At 38.4% G+C, this 19,176-nt stretch carries 19 protein-coding genes; 5 read left to right on the forward strand and 14 right to left on the reverse strand.

All coding sequences use genetic code 11. The annotated features are described in order from the left end of the window. Positions 1-12 precede the first annotated feature (12 nt). From prmC to LI954_RS03425, 3 genes are all read right to left on the reverse strand, one after another. Positions 13-846, reverse strand: coding sequence for a peptide chain release factor N(5)-glutamine methyltransferase (gene prmC, locus LI954_RS03415; RefSeq protein WP_229443626.1), 834 nt, complete (start codon positions 844-846; stop codon positions 13-15). Continuing rightward, positions 839-1,912 (reverse strand): peptide chain release factor 1, encoded by a 1,074-nt coding sequence (gene prfA / locus LI954_RS03420; RefSeq protein WP_202064613.1) that lies wholly within the window; start codon positions 1,910-1,912, stop codon positions 839-841. The genes prmC and prfA overlap by 8 nt, the downstream gene beginning before the upstream one ends. A 111-nt stretch (positions 1,913-2,023) precedes the next feature. Beyond that, positions 2,024-2,605 carry a thymidine kinase gene (locus tag LI954_RS03425; RefSeq protein WP_202064614.1) on the reverse strand — a complete coding sequence of 194 codons (582 nt, stop codon included), beginning with the start codon at positions 2,603-2,605 and terminating at the stop codon, positions 2,024-2,026. Between the two features lie 320 nt (positions 2,606-2,925). Between LI954_RS03425 and LI954_RS03430 the strand changes: the two genes are divergently transcribed. From LI954_RS03430 to LI954_RS03440, 3 genes are all read left to right on the forward strand, one after another. Beyond that, positions 2,926-4,326, forward strand: coding sequence for a TrkH family potassium uptake protein (locus LI954_RS03430; protein WP_229443628.1), 1,401 nt, complete (start codon positions 2,926-2,928; stop codon positions 4,324-4,326). 258 nt (positions 4,327-4,584) lie between these two features. Further along, positions 4,585-5,937 (forward strand): Mur ligase family protein, encoded by a 1,353-nt coding sequence (locus LI954_RS03435; protein WP_202064644.1) that lies wholly within the window; start codon positions 4,585-4,587, stop codon positions 5,935-5,937. Then, positions 5,930-6,595: a type 1 glutamine amidotransferase gene (locus LI954_RS03440; protein ID WP_202064646.1), complete on the forward strand. Its 666-nt coding sequence runs from the start codon at positions 5,930-5,932 to the stop codon at positions 6,593-6,595. Before LI954_RS03435 ends, LI954_RS03440 begins: the two co-directional genes overlap by 8 nt. A 276-nt stretch (positions 6,596-6,871) precedes the next feature. Here the strand turns inward: LI954_RS03440 and LI954_RS03445 are convergent, their stop codons facing one another. The 7 genes from LI954_RS03445 to gnd form a co-directional block, all read right to left on the reverse strand. Continuing rightward, a complete protein-coding gene (locus LI954_RS03445; RefSeq protein ID WP_229443629.1) occupies positions 6,872-7,165 on the reverse strand; it encodes a hypothetical protein in 294 nt (97 codons plus the stop codon). 236 nt (positions 7,166-7,401) lie between these two features. Next, positions 7,402-8,370, reverse strand: coding sequence for a mannose-6-phosphate isomerase, class I (gene manA, locus LI954_RS03450; protein ID WP_202064650.1), 969 nt, complete (start codon positions 8,368-8,370; stop codon positions 7,402-7,404). Positions 8,371-8,432: 62 nt separating this feature from the next. Next, positions 8,433-9,446, reverse strand: coding sequence for a serine hydrolase domain-containing protein (locus LI954_RS03455; RefSeq protein WP_202064652.1), 1,014 nt, complete (start codon positions 9,444-9,446; stop codon positions 8,433-8,435). 24 nt (positions 9,447-9,470) lie between these two features. Continuing rightward, entirely contained in the window at positions 9,471-10,280 is an 810-nt protein-coding gene (locus LI954_RS03460; RefSeq protein WP_202064655.1) for a VOC family protein, read from the reverse strand. 1,243 nt (positions 10,281-11,523) lie between these two features. Beyond that, positions 11,524-12,117 (reverse strand): guanylate kinase, encoded by a 594-nt coding sequence (locus LI954_RS03465; RefSeq protein WP_229443631.1) that lies wholly within the window; start codon positions 12,115-12,117, stop codon positions 11,524-11,526. 319 nt (positions 12,118-12,436) lie between these two features. Continuing rightward, a complete protein-coding gene (locus tag LI954_RS03470; RefSeq protein ID WP_229443632.1) occupies positions 12,437-12,670 on the reverse strand; it encodes a hypothetical protein in 234 nt (77 codons plus the stop codon). 630 nt (positions 12,671-13,300) lie between these two features. Continuing rightward, positions 13,301-14,200 (reverse strand): phosphogluconate dehydrogenase (NAD(+)-dependent, decarboxylating), encoded by a 900-nt coding sequence (gene gnd, locus LI954_RS03475; protein ID WP_229441732.1) that lies wholly within the window; start codon positions 14,198-14,200, stop codon positions 13,301-13,303. Between the two features lie 189 nt (positions 14,201-14,389). On the opposite strand from gnd, the gene LI954_RS03480 reads away from it, so the two are divergent. Together LI954_RS03480 and LI954_RS03485 are read left to right on the forward strand one after the other, a co-directional pair. Next, complete coding sequence (locus LI954_RS03480; protein WP_229443732.1) at positions 14,390-15,199, forward strand: MurR/RpiR family transcriptional regulator; 810 nt, start codon at positions 14,390-14,392, stop codon at positions 15,197-15,199. A 234-nt stretch (positions 15,200-15,433) separates the two neighbouring features. Beyond that, positions 15,434-16,054, forward strand: coding sequence for an FMN-dependent NADH-azoreductase (locus tag LI954_RS03485; protein ID WP_202064672.1), 621 nt, complete (start codon positions 15,434-15,436; stop codon positions 16,052-16,054). Positions 16,055-16,326: 272 nt separating this feature from the next. Here the strand turns inward: LI954_RS03485 and relB are convergent, their stop codons facing one another. The 4 genes from relB to LI954_RS03505 form a co-directional block, all read right to left on the reverse strand. After that, positions 16,327-16,539: a type II toxin-antitoxin system RelB family antitoxin gene (gene relB, locus LI954_RS03490; protein ID WP_324254744.1), complete on the reverse strand. Its 213-nt coding sequence runs from the start codon at positions 16,537-16,539 to the stop codon at positions 16,327-16,329. 345 nt (positions 16,540-16,884) lie between these two features. After that, positions 16,885-18,066 (reverse strand): AI-2E family transporter, encoded by a 1,182-nt coding sequence (locus tag LI954_RS03495; RefSeq protein ID WP_202064674.1) that lies wholly within the window; start codon positions 18,064-18,066, stop codon positions 16,885-16,887. A 13-nt stretch (positions 18,067-18,079) separates the two neighbouring features. After that, entirely contained in the window at positions 18,080-18,433 is a 354-nt protein-coding gene (locus LI954_RS03500; protein WP_229443635.1) for a PTS glucitol/sorbitol transporter subunit IIA, read from the reverse strand. A 560-nt stretch (positions 18,434-18,993) separates the two neighbouring features. Continuing rightward, on the reverse strand, positions 18,994-19,170 hold the full coding sequence (locus LI954_RS03505) for a DNA-directed RNA polymerase subunit beta (protein ID WP_202064678.1): 177 nt from the start codon (positions 19,168-19,170) through the stop codon (positions 18,994-18,996). Between the last annotated feature and the right edge of the window lie 6 nt (positions 19,171-19,176).

Consider the following 19,176-nt stretch of genomic DNA (forward strand, 5'->3'; position numbering starts at 1 on the left):
CTCCTCCTCTGTTTAATCTGCAATAACCATTCGATCTTTCCCTGAAAGGTCTTTTTTTATTCTAATACGTTTTTCCGGGAAAGCTGTCTGAATCATTTTTTTGACGGCTTCTCCTTGTTGAAAACCAATCTCAAAATAAATTTTTCCGTTTGAAACCAGGCAGCTTTTCGCTTCCTCAATCAACTGCCTGTAGACAGCCAAACCGTTCTCTTCAGCCAGCAAAGCCAAATGGGGCTCATATTTCCGTACACTTTCGTCCATCAATGCCCACTCCTCTGTACTGATGTACGGCGGATTGGAAATCAGAATGTCAACACTATGCCCATTTACCGGAGTCAGCCCGTTGCCCAAAAAGAATTCAACTGCTGCTCCCAATCTTTCACTGTTTTTTTCTGCAACTTTTAGCGCTTCTTCTGACAAGTCAACTGCTTTTACCTGCCAGGCAGGACGGGCTAATTTCAGACTGACTGCAATAGCTCCTGTTCCAGTCCCTACATCAACTACCGTTAATTCTTTGTTGCCATTTTCCTCAAGACAGTATTCCACCAGCTCTTCAGTTTCCGGTCTTGGGATTAATGTATGCTCTGTAACACTAAACCGATGTCCGTAAAACTCACTGTATCCGAGTAAATACTGCGGGGGATAATCTGTCAGAAGCTGCGCCAGATCTGCCTCTAGCCTCTGTTCCTCCTCAGCTGAAATCGCATCTCTCATATGCAGCAGCCAGTCTGTTTTGGACCAGCCTTTTCTTTCCAGAAAAAGATACTGGATGGCATAGCCTTCTTTGCCGGCTTCTTCTAAAAAAGAAGAAGCCCGTTTCAGGACTTCAAAATAACTTCTACCCATTCTGCATCTCTTCCAGCTTCGATGTCTGATCATACATTACCAAGGCATCAATGATTTCATCCAGCTTGCCGGCAAGAATTTGATCCAGTTTCTGAATGGTTAACCCAATACGATGATCTGTCACACGATTCTGCGGGAAATTGTAGGTACGGATTCGTTCAGAACGATCTCCGGTGCCCACTGCTGATTTACGGTTGGCATCATATTCGCTTTGTGCTTCCTGCTGAATAATATCATACACTCTGGCACGCAGAACCTTCATTGCTTTATCCCGGTTTTTAAGCTGCGAACGTTCATCCTGCATCGCAACAACCACTCCGGTAGGAATATGTGTCAGACGAACGGCAGAAGCAGTTTTATTGACGTGCTGTCCGCCCGCTCCGCTGGCATGATAAATATCTGTACGAATATCTTTTTCTGCGATATCAATTTCTACTTCTTCTGCTTCCGGCATGACAACAACCGTCGCTGTAGACGTATGGATACGCCCCTGTGACTCTGTTGACGGCACCCGCTGTACGCGGTGTGCGCCGCTTTCATATTTCAGCTTGGAGAATACATTGTCTCCGCTAATCATCATGATCACTTCTTTATAACCGCCGATTCCTGTAATATTGGCTTCAAGCACTTCCACTTTCCAGCCCTGAGATTCAGCATATTTCTGATACATGTTAAATAGGTCGCCTGCAAACAGTGCAGCTTCATCTCCGCCGGCAGCTCCCCGGATTTCCATGATAATATTTTTATCATCGTTAGGATCTTTTGGCAAAAGCAAAATTTTAATTTTTTCTTCCAGTTCTTCTTTTTCCTTTTTTAAATCTGACAATTCTTCTTTGGCCATTTCAGCCATTTCAGCATCCAGATTTTCACCCAGCAATTCTTCGGTATCTCTAATACCGTCAACCACAGTTTTATAACGGCGATAAGTCTCTACTGTTCCCCTTGTATTTGCTTCTTCCTTTGAAAGCTCCATAAATCGTTTCGTGTCAGTGATGACTTCCGGATCACTTAACAGCTCGCCCAGCTCTTCATAGCGATCTTCTATACTTTGCAACTGATCGTACATGTAGTTAAACTCCTTCTTTGCTTTTATTAATTACTCCACGAGGCAGTCTTTTCTGCTCTCTTGTACTATTACTTTTTATGTTCCTGCCTTATCTGTTTATCTACAGCTTCACTAAGATTCTTTTCTTTCCATTGGATGAAAGTAATGATGTCTGCACACAGGATAATACGCTTCATTGCCGCCAATCTGCACTTGATCACCTTCATAGACCGGCTGACCGTCGATATAGTGAAGATTCATGATGGCCTTTTTGTGGCAGAACCAGCAAATGGTTTTCAGCTCTTCAATTTTATCTGCATAAAGCAGCAGATATTTTGATCCTTCAAACAGCTCATTACGAAAATCGTTCTTTAATCCGAACGCCATTACAGGGATGTTCAGCTCATCAACGACTCTGGCAAATTCGATGACATGATGCTTGCTCAAAAACTGAGATTCATCAACCAATACACAATAAGGTCGATCCTTCAAACCATTAACCAATTCAAACACATCTGTCCCTTCAAAAATCGGCAGTGCTTCTCTTTTTAAGCCAATTCTGCTGGACACATTCCCGACACCATCTCGGGTATCCAGACCGCTTGTCATAATCACTACAGGCTTGTCCTGTTCTTCATAGTTATGTGCTACTTTTAAAATCTCAATTGTTTTGCCGCTGTTCATCGCGCCATATTTAAAAAAAAGTTGTGCCATCGCTCACAGTCACCTTTCATTTCATTCCTTTCGTATTTTACTATATTTTCCGCAAAATTGCAGTATATTTGAAAAAATGCCTGTGATTTTGAGCGCATTGAAAAAAAGCAGCAAGTGATGACCTGTGCCAAAGAGAGAGTTCACACACTGAAAAATGATCCCTGAGCTGCTAAAATCGTCGACCTCCTTAATCCATTTATTCGATTAATGCTTCTTCCTCAAAAATTCTTTCTGATTATTGATTTGAGTTTTCGGCTTTTCCTGTTCCGTATTCTGTATTTTCTGCTATACTTTACTTATTGAAATTCAGGAGGCATTTTATGACCTACAGTCGTTTTCTTTGGCGTGCTCAGAGAAAAATTCGCCATTATATTATGGATCACTTTTCATCTATTCAAATTATTGTTTCATATTATATTCTCATGACAGTGATTTCACTGTTCTTATTCTATCTGCCGGTCTTCAGAGTCCCGGGATCAAAAGTTCCTTTCATGGACATGCTCTTTATGGCGATCAGTACGGTTAGTGTAACCGGATTGACTACTTTTGATATTCATACAGTGTTTAACGACAGAGGAATTATTTTGCTGGAAGTTCTTTTTCAGGTTGGAGGTTTAGGTATCATGATGATCTCCACTGCCTTTTTTATCCTGTCAAAGCGTCGGATTACGTTAAAGCAAAGACAGCTGATTATGACCGATATGAACCAGCCTAAGCTGAGCGGAATTGTTCGTCTGATTCGAATCACCTTCTCCATTATCTTGTGGTTCCAACTGCTGTTCGGTGCATTCTTTTCCATTTATTTTCATGCTGCCGGCTATTATGACAATTGGCGGGATGCGATTTTTTACGGTTTCTATCAGTCGATTTCTGCTGTCACGAATTCGGGCTTTGACGTTACAGGCGATTCCATTATCCCTTTTGCAAACGACTATCTCTTTTTGATTGTAATCATGTTTTTAATCTTCATAGGAGGGATTGGTTTCCCAGTCTTGATGGAGATTCGTGAATGGTTTTTCTTTAAAAAGAAAAAAAGAGGTCTGCCGTTTCGCTTCTCTCTTTTCAGCAAGCTGGCACTACTTTCATTTGTCTTTTTATTTATCGGCGGAACAGCTATCATCTATCTGCTGGAAAGGAATCACTTGTTTACAGATATGACAGAAGTAAATCGCTGGATCACTTCCATGTTCTATTCAATAACTACCAGAAATGCCGGACTGCAGATTAATCATCTGGGTGATTTTCAGGTTACTACACTGATTATCTTTTCCATGCTGATGTTTATCGGCTGCAGCCCCAGCTCCGTGGGCGGCGGGGTCCGGACAACAACCGTCATGATTCTTGGCTTGTACCTGTATGCATTTATTAAAAGTGAAGACAATGTCAATGTTTTTGGTCGCAGAATTGATGACGATGATGTAAAAAAATCAGTCGTAGTTTTCATGCTGTCTTTACTGATGTGCTTCTTCTCCGTCATTCTTTTATCAGCCACGGAGGAGCATTCACTGATTGCGATTATTGTCGAAGTTGCTTCTGCATTTGGAACAACAGGTCTATCGCTGGGTATTACAGATGATTTAAGCGGTATTGGCAAAATCATGATTTCATTGCTGATGTTTATCGGACGGATTGGCATGTTGTATACACTGATGCTGTTTATTCCAAAAGAAACTCGTGATTTGGGTTATGAATATCCTACCGAGAAAATTATTATTGGTTAACAGCTTTGTTAAAGCCGCAGAAAGACCGGATTGACCTGACAGTCCGGTCTTTTTAATTTGTCGCAGCTTTAAACAGACTGCACGCATCATAAGCTGTAGAGCTCAGGCGAAATCTTCTTCCTTTCCAAGTATTCCTTCCATTTGTTTAAGAACACCGAAAAATCAGAGAAAATAAATTAAACTTTCTTTTTAATTATGGTATGATAGGTTGAGTTTACAGAGATCAAACTTATTATTTACATAGATGGAGGAAACCATATGAGTGTTAGAAGTCAACTTGCTATTGCAGCTGGAAAAACCTCACAATGGGTTTTGCAGACCTTTTTCAAAGGGGGCAGCAGCTACCCCGGGCAGCTTGCGTTAAAAATAGATCCGAATATTTTGGATACTCTGGCAAAGGATTATGAGATTGTCGTAGTAACTGGAACAAACGGAAAAACTCTGACAACTGCTTTAACTGTCAATATTCTGAGACAGGAATTTGATCATGTGCTGACCAATCCAACCGGCGCCAATATGGTTCAGGGAATTGTTTCGACCTTTCTATCGGCTAAACAAAAAAAGAACCAGAAGAAATTTGCTGTTCTGGAAATTGATGAGGCCAGCCTAAGTAAAGTGACGGAATATATTAAACCAAAGCTGTTTCTTTTTACCAATATCTTCAGGGATCAAATGGACCGATACGGAGAAATCTATACAACCTATCGTATGATTGTCGAAGGAGCAGCAGCTTCTCCTGAAGCTCCGATTCTCTGCAACGGCGATTCACCTATCTTTAATTCTGTTGATACAGTAAATCCCCGGAAATATTACGGCTTCAATCACTTGCCTGATCTGGAACAGCTGGCTCACTACAATACAGATGGTATTCTTTGTCCAAAATGTCATCATATCCTGCATTACAAAATGATTACGTACGCAAATCTTGGAAAGTACTACTGCCCAAACTGTGATTTTCGCAGACCTGAATTAGACGTTCAGCTTACTGAAATGGTTCACATGGATAATGTTTCGGCTGAATTTATCATTGATGGAAATACTTATGATATTTCAGTCGGCGGCATGTATAACGTGTACAATGCGCTGGCTGCGACAGCAGTTGCAGAGCATTACGGCGTAGCCGGAGACAAAATCAAAGCCGGGTTAAGCTATGATGAAAAAGTATTCGGTCGTCAGGAAGTGATTCAAATCGGCGACAAACGTTGTACACTAGTGCTTGTTAAGAACCCTGTAGGACTGAATCAGGTTGTTGATATGATTAATCTGGCTCCTTATCCGTTTTCTTTGGTCTCTCTGCTTAATGCAAATTATGCAGACGGTATTGACGTCAGCTGGATTTGGGACGGGAATCATGAAGCATTCGCTGAAATGGATATCCCCGCTGTTATTGCTGGAGGCGATCGTCATAAGGATATGGCCCTGCGTTTAAAAGTGGCTGGAATCCCTGAAGATAAGCTGAGCGAAATTAAAAATCTTGACGAAGTAATACAGGCAATCAAAAGCCTGCCGACTGAAAATGTTTATATACTAGCCACTTATACGGCTGTTCTGCAGTTGAGAAAAGCTTTAACTGCTCAAGGCTATATTCAAGGAGGGATGAACGGTGTCTAAAGAACTGCACGTCTGTCACCTTTATGGAAATTTGTTAAATACCTATGGGGATAACGGAAATATGCTGATGCTGAAATATCTGGCTGAAAAAGACGGAATTGCGTTTCACTCCGAGATAGTCAGCATTTATGAACCCTTTGATCCTGATAAATATGACTTAGTCTTTTTCGGAGGCGGGCAAGACTTTGAACAGGTGATTGTCTCCCATGATATCCAATCGAAAAAAGACGATCTGACTGCCTACATCGAGAATGATGGCGTGATGCTGGCTATCTGCGGCGGATTTCAGCTGTTGGGTCATTACTATATCGGTGCAGATGGTGAAAAAATCAAAGGCATCAGCGCACTGGATCATTACACGCTGAGTCAAGAAAACAGCCGTTACATCGGCGATATTGTCATCCATAACGAAGAGTTTGACGAAACTTATTATGGATTTGAAAACCACAATGGACGAACGTTTCTTGGAGAAGGAGAAAAACCTTTAGGGAAGGTCATCGAAGGAAAAGGAAACAATGCGGAGGACGGCACTGAAGGTGTCCATTACAAAAATGTATTTGGTTCTTATTTTCATGGGCCTATTCTTTCCCGCAATGAAAATCTGGGCAAACGTTTGATTTATACAGCGCTTGAACGGAAATACGGAGAAAACAGCTGACAGCTGGGAACAAATAATAAAAAAATAAACTGTAGACCACATGATCGAAAAGAACAGGTGTCTGCAGTTTTTTATTCGAAACAGCTTTTCATTAATCAGACGCCCATTGAAGTTCTAAAAATAATTATGCTATTTCAGTTCTAAAGTTTCAGATTTTTATCAGATCAACCTTTTCTCAAAAGTATGCTCTTTTAAGATAATCAATGGGATTGATTTTTTAGAATAAAAAAATTGCTATGTTCAATTATCACAAATTTTTCATCATTTACTTCTGTTTCATTCTCCCATAGAAAAACTTATAAATACATTAAATGAGGGTAAAAATACAACTCTGCCAGTATAATAAAGACAAGTATAGTCCAAAACCTTTTTATACGATAACAGCTCTATTGTATGTGCTCCTCTTTGAAAAATAATCCACCCTCTGGAAGTATTAAGTCTCACCTGAAACTGACTTAAATCTGTCCCACTATCATTAAACAGATATAATAAAAATTTAATAAAGAGCATTGGAGCAAGCAGCACTGCCCAAAAGATTGTACTTTTATTAAAATAGGTCTTTCGTGTCATAAAAACAACCCCCTCTTTTTCAATTCGAATACTTATATCATATTCAAAATTTCCAGTTTTATATGACTATTCTTCCCTCTATCTCTTTTTATCCCATTACACTAATGTTTCTCATCCTCCTTTCAAAATCAAGGAACCAGACAGGTATTTACTCATTTATTCTGAAATAAAAAAACTTGCAGACAAGAACTATTCGGCTTTGTCTGCAGGCTAATACTGGGTAAAATAGTCCCTTTTTACGCTCCAGGTTCTGAAGCTATAATCAGCAAGTCCCCTTCAATTCGCCATTTTTCCACACCATCAGGAAGAATGAAGCTTGTACCCTTTTTCAGTTCGTAGGACTCATTTTGGGTGGGCAGTTCTTTTTCAATAATCAGCGTACCGATACCCTCAATCACTGTAGCCAACGTATAAGGAGCCTCCTTTTTCAGCTGCAGACTCCCTTTTACCAGCCATTCATACACATTGAAAAATTCTGTTTTAAGATACGTAGTCACGCTTGACTGTCCCTGATTATGCTGTTGAATCTTCAGTGCAGGCTCTTTAGCCGGAACTGTTGTCACATCAATAGACTGCTCAAGATGCAGTTCTCTCGGCAGACCTTTGTCGTCTTTCCGATCATAGTCATATACACGATAGGTTGTATCACTACTTTGCTGCGTTTCAAGAATCATAATTCCTTTACCGATGGCATGAATAGTGCCGCTTGGAACATAGAAAAAATCACCTTTTTTTACAGGAACCTTTTTCAGCAGAGTATCCCATTTCCCATCATGAATCATTTCAGCCAGCTCTTCCCTTGTCTTTGCGTGATGACCATAAATAATTGAAGCTCCCGGTTCTGCATCAATAATATACCAGCATTCAGTCTTTCCAAGTTCTCCCTCGTGCTTCAAGCCATACGCATCATCAGGATGAACCTGTACAGATAGATCATCTTCTGCATCTAAAATTTTCACCAGCAACGGGAATACATCTCCAGAGACATCGCCGAATAATTCTCGATGATCGGACCAAAGCTCATCCAGCTTCTTGCCGGCAAATTTTCCATTTACTACAGTACTTACACCATGAGGATGTGCGCTGATTGCCCAGTCCTCTCCTATTTTTTCGTTAGGTAAATCGAAACCAAAAGCTGTATGCAGTCGATTGCCCCCCCAGATTTTCTCTTGAAAAACAGGTTCTAAAAATAACGGTTGATTCATAGTATTTGACTCCTCCTGCTGTTTTTTCTGAATTTAAACTTGCCACACTTACCTACATAATTTTAGCTGTCTTTCTCTTCCAAGTAAAGCTGTAACAGCTGATCTCTTTTTGCAATATACTCTTCCCGTCTATCTGAGGGATGAACCCTGTTGGATAAAAAAATAAATGCTTCTTTTTTTAAGATATCCATCAGTATAAATGTACCAGTATAGCCGGTGTGAAAAAGATAAGGCGTCTGCTCCCGGCTCCATTTCAAATCCCAGCCCAGCGAACGTTTGTGATTCTCAACAAAGGAATGATCTTGAAGTAATTCCAAGATGGTTTCTTCCTTTAACATTCTTTTTCCGTTATAAACGCCCCGATTCAAGTACATGCTGACAAATTTTTCCAGATCTTCCAGATTGGTAAAAAGACCAGCATTCCCGCTATGCTCAGCTAATACAAAAGCTTTGGGATCATGCACCTGTCCTCGAATCAGTCCTCTAACAGGATGATCCTCTGTCGGCACTGTTTTGAACGGATCATCAGGCAAGAAGCAGCTGTTCGTCATTTGAAGCGGAAGCAAGACACGCTCCTTAAATATCTCGATAGCTGGCTTCCCCAGCAGTTCTTCCAGCATAAATCCCAGTAATATCGTTCCAGCATCTGTATATTTTGATTCTTTGCCCAATTTTTCACCAGATTGAATCCTAGTGTATGCCTCTATCAATTCCTTTTGAGAAAGCTGATCCCGATTTGGTATAAATGTGTTGATATCGCTGGTATGTGTCAATAAATGCCGAATAGTCAGTCTGCCATCCTGAAAAAACGGATAGTATTTTTTCAGAGTTTCATCAATACAGAGCTTCTTTTCCTCAACAAGCTGTAATACGACCGTAGTTGTACAAATTACTTTGGTGAGTGAAGCCACATCAAAAAGCAGAGCTGCAGTCAGTTTTTCTCTTACAGGAAAAATCTGTGCAGCTCCAATTGTCGTTTCTTCAATACTTTCTCCCCGAATAAATGCAAATGAAGCTCCGGGAAAAACCCCTTCATCCAAATAATGACTAATTAATTTCTTCGTCCGCTCATACATCGCACTCAATCCTTAATACGCAGATTATTTTACTGTAAACCACCATTCAATACCATTTGTATCAAAGATTGAAAGAATGGTATGTTTGTTATCTACAAAAAAGACCTTCTCTTCTTTTTCCAGATGCTTCTTTAACTTTTCAATTTCTTCTGAACTTTTCACATTGATCGAAATGAAACTCCATCCTAAATCAGTCACACTCCCATTCACTTCCTGCTCACACAGGAAAAGAACCAAATTTCCATTACTTAAACCAAATTGATTTTCTCCAAGAGCCTCTAATCCTAAAATCTTTTCATAAAAAATTTTACTTTCTTCTTTATTCCACGTATTCACACAGAATTGAATAACTTTGCATGTTTCCGTCAATTTATTGGAATAGTCAATTGGCAGAACCTCTAAGTCATCCTCATCGACAGCTTTTTTTATTGGGACAACACTCTCCGGCTCTACCTCTGCTGTGACAAGCAGATTTTCTCTAATAAACAGTTCTACTTTGTTTTCTTCAGGATCTGTAAAAACAATACCTTTCTCTTTCTTTTCAAACGGATAGTCATGATCTGTAAAGCGTTTTACAGCTTTTTTCAGCTCTTCTTCGGATGGCAGCCCCACAGAAAAATGAACATTAGGATGCTTTACTTTTATTTCGGTTTCTTCCAGGACCAGCTGTTGATTTTTTAGCTTAGCCGTTCCGAAATAAGACAGTCCATTTTCTTCACTTTTTAAAACAAATCCAACAATATTCTTATAAAAGTTGACCATTTCATGGTTGTCGCTGATCTTAAATGCAATCGTCTTCAAAGATGCGTTAGCTGTTAACTGAAAATTTCCCACAAATTTTCCTCCATTTCGCAATAACGTTTCCTCTATATTGTATCATTTGTTTCAAATTGAGCAACTGATATAGTAAATACTGAAGCATTAATAACATAACAAAACGAATCTGTTTATCACTTTTAAAAATCTTTGTTTTTATTGTATGAAAAAAGATATTTAAAATTGATAAAAAAAATAAATAACAGCTATTATATCAATATTTCTTAAAACCTTCTTTGAAATTGCCAGTCCTGCTTTGTCAGTTTCACTTGTGTAGGAACATCTGGTGAAATGATATGCGTAGCCTCGATAAGTATTCCTTGAATAGAGGCTAGCTCATCTAGGAGCATTAGCAGGATGGTATGCGTACTGAATATAAGATTGATTTTATAAAATAGAATCAATACATTAAATTGAAGTAGCCGCCAGTCCTGCTTTGTCAGTTTCACTTGTGTAGGAACATCCGGTGAAATGATATGCGTAGCCTCGATAAGTATTCCTTGAATAGAGGTTAGCTCATCTAGAGGCACTAGGCATACAAAAAGAACTTGCTCCTACGCTTCTTTGAATGCTCGTCGCATGTCTTATGGCTCTTTTTACACAACTTGCTCCTACACTTCTTTGAATGCTCGTCGCATGTCTTATGGCTTTTTTTTACACAACTTGCTCCTACGCTTCTTTGAATGCTCGTCGCATGTCTTATGGCTTTTTTTTACACAACTTGCTCCTACGCTTCTTTGAATGCTCGTCGCATGTCTTATGGCTTTTTTTTACGCAACTTGCTCCTACACTTCTTTGAATGCTCGTCGCATGTCTTATGGCTTTTTTTTACGCAACTTGCTCCTACACTTCTTTGAATGCTCGTTGCATGTCTTATAGCTTTTTACACAACTTGCTCCTACACTTCTTTGAATGCTCGTCGCATGTCTTATGGCTTTTTTTACACAACTTGCTCCTACGCTTCTCTTCAAATGCTCGTCGCATACCGGATGGTCATGCTCCTATCTTCTGTCGAATGTTCATCGATGTTGGGACAAAAGCGGTCAGCTCCGAGAATTAAGAAGGAATATCCGAAAATTGTCAAGGAACACTATTCATAGAATGACTGGCTGTGAATTGATACTTACCTGGAGCTCCTCATATTTTCAGGATCGTTCAGCTTAATTCTGAAGGAGTTGCTCCTGCGGTTACTCGTCGCAAAAAGAATTTTTGCTTTTGTACCGCCGTTTATTCGGAGGTAGATACGAAGAGAGTATGGAACTTATTTCTGTCCCACACTCTCTTCTATCACTGACTGGATGATTTTCTTCATTTCAGCAACTACTTTATTGATACCTTGATTCCCGTCAATCTCATGAAAATTCGGATAGCTTTCCAGCACTTCTTTTATCCTCATATCTTTTTCATAAATTGCTGCTCTGTTTTTAATTGTTTGAGCATCCTCATTCCTCTTTTTCAAGCGTTTCATGATATTCTCTTTTGAAACATTCAGAAAAATCGGAATCACTTTATCTCCAAACCTCTGCTCAGCTATCTGGAACCCTTTTAATGTCAAAACATTATAGGCAAATTGCTCTTTTGTTTTCTCAATTATTTCTGCTTCACCAATTCCATAAAGATTTCCCGCATATGTATCATGTTCAACCAGCTGATCATCTCCAATCAGCCGTTCAAATTGGTCTTTGCTCACGAAATAATAATCAACGCCTTCCTGCTCCATTCTTCTTTTTTGTCTCGTCGTAAAAGAGACCAGCTTACTGCCTTTGGGAAATGCCAGCTCCGTGATTTTTGTCTTCCCTGATCCACTGGGGCCCATAATGACAAATAATGGATTATTCAGTGCTGTTATCTTCATTTCGATCACCCTATCCGTTTATTTCCATTATTATACCTTGACAAATACATGATTCCCACTATTTACTATGTACTAAAGAAGCAACAGTCGGTTTTCTCAAATGATCATACTTCTTCTAAATACAAAGAAAAAACGAGAGTGGAACAGAAAAAAAGTTCCGCTCTCTCTTTGTATCTACCTCCGAATAAACAGTGGTACAAAAGCAAAAATTCTTTTTGCGACGAGTAACCCCAGGAGCAACTCCTTCAGAATTAAGCCGAACAAGCCTGAAAATATGAGAACCTCCAGGTCCTTCACTGAGTAGGTAACAGGACTTCATCTACTCTGCCAAAGCAGTTCTAGTGAAGCCTGTCAATGTCGGCAGACCTTTCGGCGGATAGACAACAGCTGATTTAGCCACCTCCACAGCATGCTTCAAGCTATCCTCTTTACCAATCAGTTCAAATATTTGCTCATCCTTCTGTTCAACTTTTTCCAGAAAGGCCTCACTAAGCTGATTCACAGTATCATGATATACTTTTTTTGAGAAAATAGACGAAAAAATTTCTGTCACTAAAAACAGAACCGGTTTCCCTTTTGTTTTAAGCGTTTTCTTTAACCAGCGGATTCAGTTCTTTACTCGCATTCACACAGGTAATCTTTAAATGATCAGCAATTTCCTGTGCAGTGATACCGGAAAGATTCTCCTTATGCATTTCATACTGATCTCTCGTCAACTGCAAAAGGAGATGGAGTACCCGATCCGATCTTTTCGCAGCATTCTCAGGTTACCGCCTCACCCTATATTTGAGGTTATTATGCCACGTAAAAACTTATTGATGTTATCTTTTTAAGGACACTGAAGTCCAAGTAAACTGTTGCAGACAAAGAGAATGTAAATCTTAATTTAGAGTGTGTTCCTACAATTACTCATCACATGTCTGAGAGTCGCATATTTCCAAATAGGCACGTTTATATCGGTAGAGATGAGGATTTTCTACTGAAATAGAAACTTTTATCAGGATGGCATACGAAGCTCAAATGAGGATAAATTTTTCAGAATTTATTCCATATACAAAGAGATAGCTACTCGCAGAGGTATGGAGGAGCTTTAGAATACCACTTATTTGATTTTAGAAAACAGGATATACTAATGTCTCCCCCAATATTATTATATATATTTTTCCCCGGAAAGGATTAATGATTATTTTTCAACAACAGCATGTCCGCCGAAGCCGTTTCTCAGAGCTGAAACAACTTTTCCAGAAAAGCTGTCTTCTTCTTGAGAACGATTGCGCATCATGAGACTCAATGCAATAACCGGTACAGGTACTTCCATATCCAACGCTGTTTCCACCGTCCATTTAGCTTCTCCAGATGCTGAAACAATTCCCCGGTAATTTTCCAACCCAGGGCTTTCCTCAAACGCATTTTGTGCCAACTCCATCAACCAGCTTCGAATGACTGATCCATGATTCCAGACTTTTGCTACTTTAGCCAAGTCAAAATCGTAGTCGCTGGCTTCCACTAGCTGGAAGCCTTCTCCTATTGCCTGCATCATGCCATACTCAATCCCATTATGAATCATCTTAAGAAAATGTCCGCTTCCAGACTTGCCAGCATATAGAAATCCATCTTCAACTGTTACATCTTTGAAAACCTGTTCCATTGCATAAACAGCTTCGACAGCACCTCCAACCATTAGACAGGCATCGTTTCGTGCACCAGAAATTCCTCCTGAAGTTCCGCAATCCAGATAATAGACCCCTTCTTCAGCAAATTTTTCAGCCCGTCTAATTGAATCCTTATAATTGGAATTTCCGCCTTCAATCACAATATCATATCGACCCAATTGTGGAAGCAATTCATTCAGCACTGCTTCTGTTGGTTCACCTGAAGGCAGCATCAGCCAAATGATTTTTCGTTCCTGCTCAAAAGATCCTATCAGAGCTTCACTTTTTTCGTAAACAGTGATATTATTCTTCTCCGCCTCTTTTACAACAGCTTCAGAAAGATCCACTCCACGAACATCGTACCCATGATCCTTTAAATTAAATGCCAGATTCATGCCCATCTTACCTAATCCAATAATTCCTATCTTCATTCTCTGCATCCTCCTGTTCTATTAACTCTATTATACAAAAAAATATTTTTTTGTAAACTATAAAAACAAAAATATTTTTTCTTTTGATTTTTTCTTTCTCAAAGTATAAGCTATTACTATATAGATAAAGAAGGAAACGGAGGCGATTTTTTGGAGAATATCCCGATTCGTTTAAGTATAAAAACCCTTATGCCTAATTTAAGCCAAAAAGAGCAGACAATTGCTCAATACATTTTAGATCACCCAGAAAAAGTCAGTCACAGCAGTATCAGCGACCTGTCTAAGGAACTAAATATTGCAGATTCCACTTTTTTCCAGTTCACAAAAAAGCTGGGCTTTTCCGGCTTCAAAAATTTTAAGCTTGCTTTATTAATGCAGGAAAGTGATTCAACCATTCTCTCAATTCATGAAACGATTGAACAGAATGATAATGAGCTGACAATGAGTCAAAAAGTTTTCGATTCAAATATTCAGGCGTTAAAAGATACTCGTCAGCTGCTGGTAGAAACAGACTTAGTTAAGGCAGCGGATTTATTCACCCAAGCTCATAAAGTTTCTTTTTTTGGAATCGGCGGTTCAAATGTTGTAGCACAGGATGCCTTTCATAAATTTCTAAGATCTCCTATCTCTGTCAACCAATACTCTGATTACCATATCCAATTGATGGAAGCTTCTTTGCTGAATAAAACAGACTGCGCATTTGTCATTTCACATTCCGGACAGACAAAAGAAACAATCAAGCTGGCAGAGGTCGTAAAAAAATCAGGAGCTGCATTAATTGTTCTGACCAGTCGTCCAAATTCTAAACTGGCAGAAATGGCCGATCTGACCTTCCTTTCCATTGCAGAGGAAATCGAATTTCGTTCTGAGGCTCTTTCTTCGAGAATCTCTCAATTAAGTATTATTGACTGTCTCTTCGTTATTTGTATGTTTAGAGAAAAAGAAGCATCTCAAAAATCTATTCAACGTGTACGCAATACAATTTCTCCAACTAAATAACTGATGAAAAAGTCTTGGTCTTCTATTTTTTCAATCTCAGAAAAAAACAGAAATTTTATCAGGCAAATAAATTGATTCTCTTACTTTTTATTAGTAAAATGATACTGTTATATTTTTCACTACTATTTTAAAACGAAAATCAGGTTCTGCAGAAGCACTGACTCATTAGATTTCTTTTTAGAAATAGCTATTCCGTCCTGTCTGTTGTCGAGCCTAAAGAAGAGGAGAAACTACATGTCAAAATTATTAGTTGTTAAAGCCCATCCGCTAACAAAAGAGGAATCACGTTCAGTACGTGCGTTGGACTCATTCTTAGAAAGTTATAAATCAGCAAATACAAATGATGAAATTGAAGTGCTTGATGTTTACAATGATTTCATTCCCGAAATTGATGAAGAACTATTGTCTGGCTGGAATGCATTGCGTGCCGGTGCAGAATTCACAAGTCTGAATGAATCTCAACAACAAAAAATTGCCCGTTTTAATGATCTTACAGAGCAATTTATTGATTCAGATAAGGTTGTAATTGCCAATGCTTTATGGAATTTGAACGTACCGACTCGTTTGAAAGCATGGATTGATACAATCAATGTTGCCGGAAAAACATTCAAATATACTGAAGAAGGACCTAAAGGCTTAGCTGCCGGAAAAGATGTTTTGCATATTCAGTCAAATGGGGGAGTTTACGAAGGCAATGACTTCTCTTCTCAATATGTAAAAGGGATTTTAAACTTTATTGGAATTGAAAATGTACAGCAGTTATTTATTGAAGGCATTGATTATGCACCTGAGCGTGAGGAGGAATTGATGAACCAAGCACTGACAAAAGCAGCTGATTTTGGTAAAAACTTCTAAAAATTACAGTAACGGGTCTGTGACATAAGATTGAGAAGAGAAGTCATTGCCAGTGAGCTGATTCATGTTATAATTTGTATGCATGATTTTGATCCTTTCGGGGATTGAATGATTTAGAGTACGGTGGCTACCGTACTCTTTTACTTTACCCAAAAAACTCCAGAAATGAGCGGTTTCCCGTCATTTCTGGAGTTTTTTTCATAGACTTATGTCACAACCTCATTTATTTTACAAAAAAACATCAATGCAGAAACTAAAGGATATTCAGCCCATTAGTGTTCAAGCATAGTGGTATGTGAAGTATTTCCATCTTTTTCATTATGCTGTGCCATTAATTTTTTATAAGTGTAGAAATCAATCTGATTTTCAGCAGATGCCAAAACTTTCTCTTTAACAAACTCAGAAATTGTCTTGTTATTGAACTTAGCAACCTTTTTCAGGAAATCTTTTTCTTCCTCTGTCACTCTAAATGTAATAGTAGCTATTTCACTTCCCCCCTCTTCTTTAAAACAATTGGTTTACGAAAAATAGTTTAGCACACTTCTACTTGTTCATACAAGAAGTCATTCTCTTCTAAAGCATCCTCTCTAATGAGCAAAAAAATATTCATCTATACAATATTTATCATTGTAAGCAGAGTTCTACCTTTATTAAACAGCCCAATTGCTGTTAAAGATAGACAGATTGAAAATAAGCAGTGTTTTACAAAAAAACACCAATGGAGCAAACTTTTCCAGCTCATTCATTGGTGTTTTTAGATTGTGTAATATTATTTTTTTATTAATTGAAACGTTCAGCATTCGGCTATTTAACTAAGAATCATTTTTTAATCAGGTTTCAATATCATTTTCTTTTTCATCATAATATAAGCTTGAAACTTCTTTATACCATTCAAAAATATTTTTAATCAATACTTTTGCTGCAGCATAGACAGGAATACCTAAAATTACTCCTGTAATACCAAACAGTTTTCCTGAAGTCAGAAGAACCAGCAAGATCGTCACTGGATGAACATCCAGCCGACTTCCCAAAACAAGCGGCGACACAACTCGTCCTTCAATTGTCTGCTCCAATACAAAGACAATTAATACTTTGATCAGTAATACAGGTCCTCCAACAATCCCCAAGAAGACTGCAGGAACCATCGCAAGAAACGATCCCAGATAAGGAATCAGGTTCAAAAAACCAGCTATAATTCCCAAAGTGATCGAATATTCCAGTCCTATTATTGAAAACCCAATAATAAACATCATCGCTACAGCAAATGCCACTGTCAACTGTCCACGGATATAAGAAGAAACCTGACTATGCATTTCTGACAGAACACTTAACGTTGGCTTGCGCATTTTGTTTGGCAGGAACTTTATATAGAACGGTGCAAGCTGTTTACCGTCTTTCAGCAGATAAAATAAAATAAACGGCATAGTGAATACTGCTACCACAACAGAAGCTACAGCCCCAAAAAAGTTTCCAAGTCCCTGAACAGTTGAGGATGAAACATTCTTAATGATATCACCAATTGAATTAGTCAGCCTATCTCCCATATCTTCTAGCGGCTGCCTCAATTGACCAAAAAGCGGATCACTTAAAATCTCCTGCATTTTGCTGTCAATCGTATCAACATATTTGGGAAAATTATTGGTAAAGCTGACGACCTGACTTTGTATTTCAGGAACAATTACAATAACACCCCAGACGATGAGTGCCATAACAACAACAAACAATCCAAAAATGCTCCAGACTCGAGGAATTTGCTTTTTTTCCAAATAATCTACAATTGGATTAAGTAAATAATATAAAATTGTTGCCATGATAATAGGCAGTCCGACAACACCGACAAACTGCCACAAAGGTGTAAATAGATGAGACACCTTCGTAAACAATAATAGTATCAGCAGGATCAGCAGGACAATCAGCAAGGCAGTTACAACCTGACTGTTTAAAAACCAACGCCAAAACCATGAAAAACGGCTTCCTGTCTTTTCCTTTTTTATTTGCGGGTCTTTCGACATTCAATCACCTTCCTCAACAAATATATTCTATAACAGAACCTACATGTATTTTTGGAAATTCAGTTGGTGACAGATAAAGACCGTTGACCACAGCATCTTCTTCCGGAATTTCATCAAAAACCAGTGTTACATGGGCAATACTATTTAGATTTGCATTGGCAAACGGCCCAACCTGTTTTACCGTATAAACAGCTTTATCAATTTTTAACTGGTCCCCATCCTTAATGGTTAGTTCTTTAGTGCCCTCAAATTTTTGAATAATAGAATGTTCACGTAAACTTTCTGTTGCACCTTCACCAAAAAGAATAATCATTCGCTCTTTTTCATCAAGTGCCTGTGCTCCTACCTCGGTAACAATTGCTTTCATCAATATCTCGCTCCTTTTCATTAGTAATGAAAACCAAGAAATCACTCCCAGTTTCTTTCATTTGGTCTGATTCAGATACAATAAGCAATTAACAACTATTGCCCAGTTTTGTTAAAAAATAAATAACAAATTACTCTGTTTATATCTAAATCTCTCTGCCATTCACTCACAGATGATCTTAATTTAAAACCCAGCATAGAATAAACAGCAGTATTTTCGTGTTTATTACCATTTACAATTATATCATAGAAAAAATTTTTCCTCTGAGAATTTCTCTTTCAAATAAAAAAGCTCTAAAATATTATAGAAAAGTTAAACACCATTGATTAACTATGAACCACAGACAGGTATTAATAAGTACATAAACAATTCGCAGCCGCTGAAACTTTCATATACTATTCAGTTTAAATCAAAAAAGAATTTTCATAAAACTTTATCTATTCTTTATTTATATACTATTTCATTAGGCTGTTATAGAAAAAGCTGGAATGACGATCGCCATTCCAGCTTTGCTATCTAATAACAAACTATTTACTGTATACTTCAATTCATAAGAAGCCCTACTTAAAAAAGTCCAGAATATGAGTCCATACTTCCTTATTAAAAACATCTTTCGGATCTCCGCCGCCAACAATCCCATAGCCGATCATTGTGCCGGTGATAAAAAGAATAAGAACCAATGAAATAACAACTAAAATTTTCAACAAGGTCACTACAATATAGCGCGTTGAACTCATAACTAA

The organism is Enterococcus sp. CWB-B31, assembly GCF_020567645.1.
Lineage (GTDB): Bacteria > Bacillota > Bacilli > Lactobacillales > Enterococcaceae > Enterococcus_L.

What these genes read in the sequence shown, in the direction of transcription:
- prmC (WP_229443626.1), bottom strand. Translation starts at nt 846, where the DNA reads ATGGGTAGAAGTTATTTTGAAGTCCTGAAACGGGCTTCTTCTTTTTTA.
- prfA (WP_202064613.1), bottom strand. Translation starts at nt 1,912, where the DNA reads ATGTACGATCAGTTGCAAAGTATAGAAGATCGCTATGAAGAGCTGGGC.
- LI954_RS03425 (WP_202064614.1), bottom strand. Translation starts at nt 2,605, where the DNA reads ATGGCACAACTTTTTTTTAAATATGGCGCGATGAACAGCGGCAAAACA.
- LI954_RS03430 (WP_229443628.1), top strand. Translation starts at nt 2,926, where the DNA reads ATGACCTACAGTCGTTTTCTTTGGCGTGCTCAGAGAAAAATTCGCCAT.
- LI954_RS03435 (WP_202064644.1), top strand. Translation starts at nt 4,585, where the DNA reads ATGAGTGTTAGAAGTCAACTTGCTATTGCAGCTGGAAAAACCTCACAA.
- LI954_RS03445 (WP_229443629.1), bottom strand. Translation starts at nt 7,165, where the DNA reads ATGACACGAAAGACCTATTTTAATAAAAGTACAATCTTTTGGGCAGTG.
- manA (WP_202064650.1), bottom strand. Translation starts at nt 8,370, where the DNA reads ATGAATCAACCGTTATTTTTAGAACCTGTTTTTCAAGAGAAAATCTGG.
- LI954_RS03455 (WP_202064652.1), bottom strand. Translation starts at nt 9,446, where the DNA reads ATGTATGAGCGGACGAAGAAATTAATTAGTCATTATTTGGATGAAGGG.
- LI954_RS03465 (WP_229443631.1), bottom strand. Translation starts at nt 12,117, where the DNA reads ATGAAGATAACAGCACTGAATAATCCATTATTTGTCATTATGGGCCCC.
- gnd (WP_229441732.1), bottom strand. Translation starts at nt 14,200, where the DNA reads ATGAAGATAGGAATTATTGGATTAGGTAAGATGGGCATGAATCTGGCA.
- LI954_RS03480 (WP_229443732.1), top strand. Translation starts at nt 14,390, where the DNA reads ATGCCTAATTTAAGCCAAAAAGAGCAGACAATTGCTCAATACATTTTA.
- LI954_RS03485 (WP_202064672.1), top strand. Translation starts at nt 15,434, where the DNA reads ATGTCAAAATTATTAGTTGTTAAAGCCCATCCGCTAACAAAAGAGGAA.
- LI954_RS03495 (WP_202064674.1), bottom strand. Translation starts at nt 18,066, where the DNA reads ATGTCGAAAGACCCGCAAATAAAAAAGGAAAAGACAGGAAGCCGTTTT.
- LI954_RS03500 (WP_229443635.1), bottom strand. Translation starts at nt 18,433, where the DNA reads ATGAAAGCAATTGTTACCGAGGTAGGAGCACAGGCACTTGATGAAAAA.
- LI954_RS03505 (WP_202064678.1), bottom strand. Translation starts at nt 19,170, where the DNA reads ATGAGTTCAACGCGCTATATTGTAGTGACCTTGTTGAAAATTTTAGTT.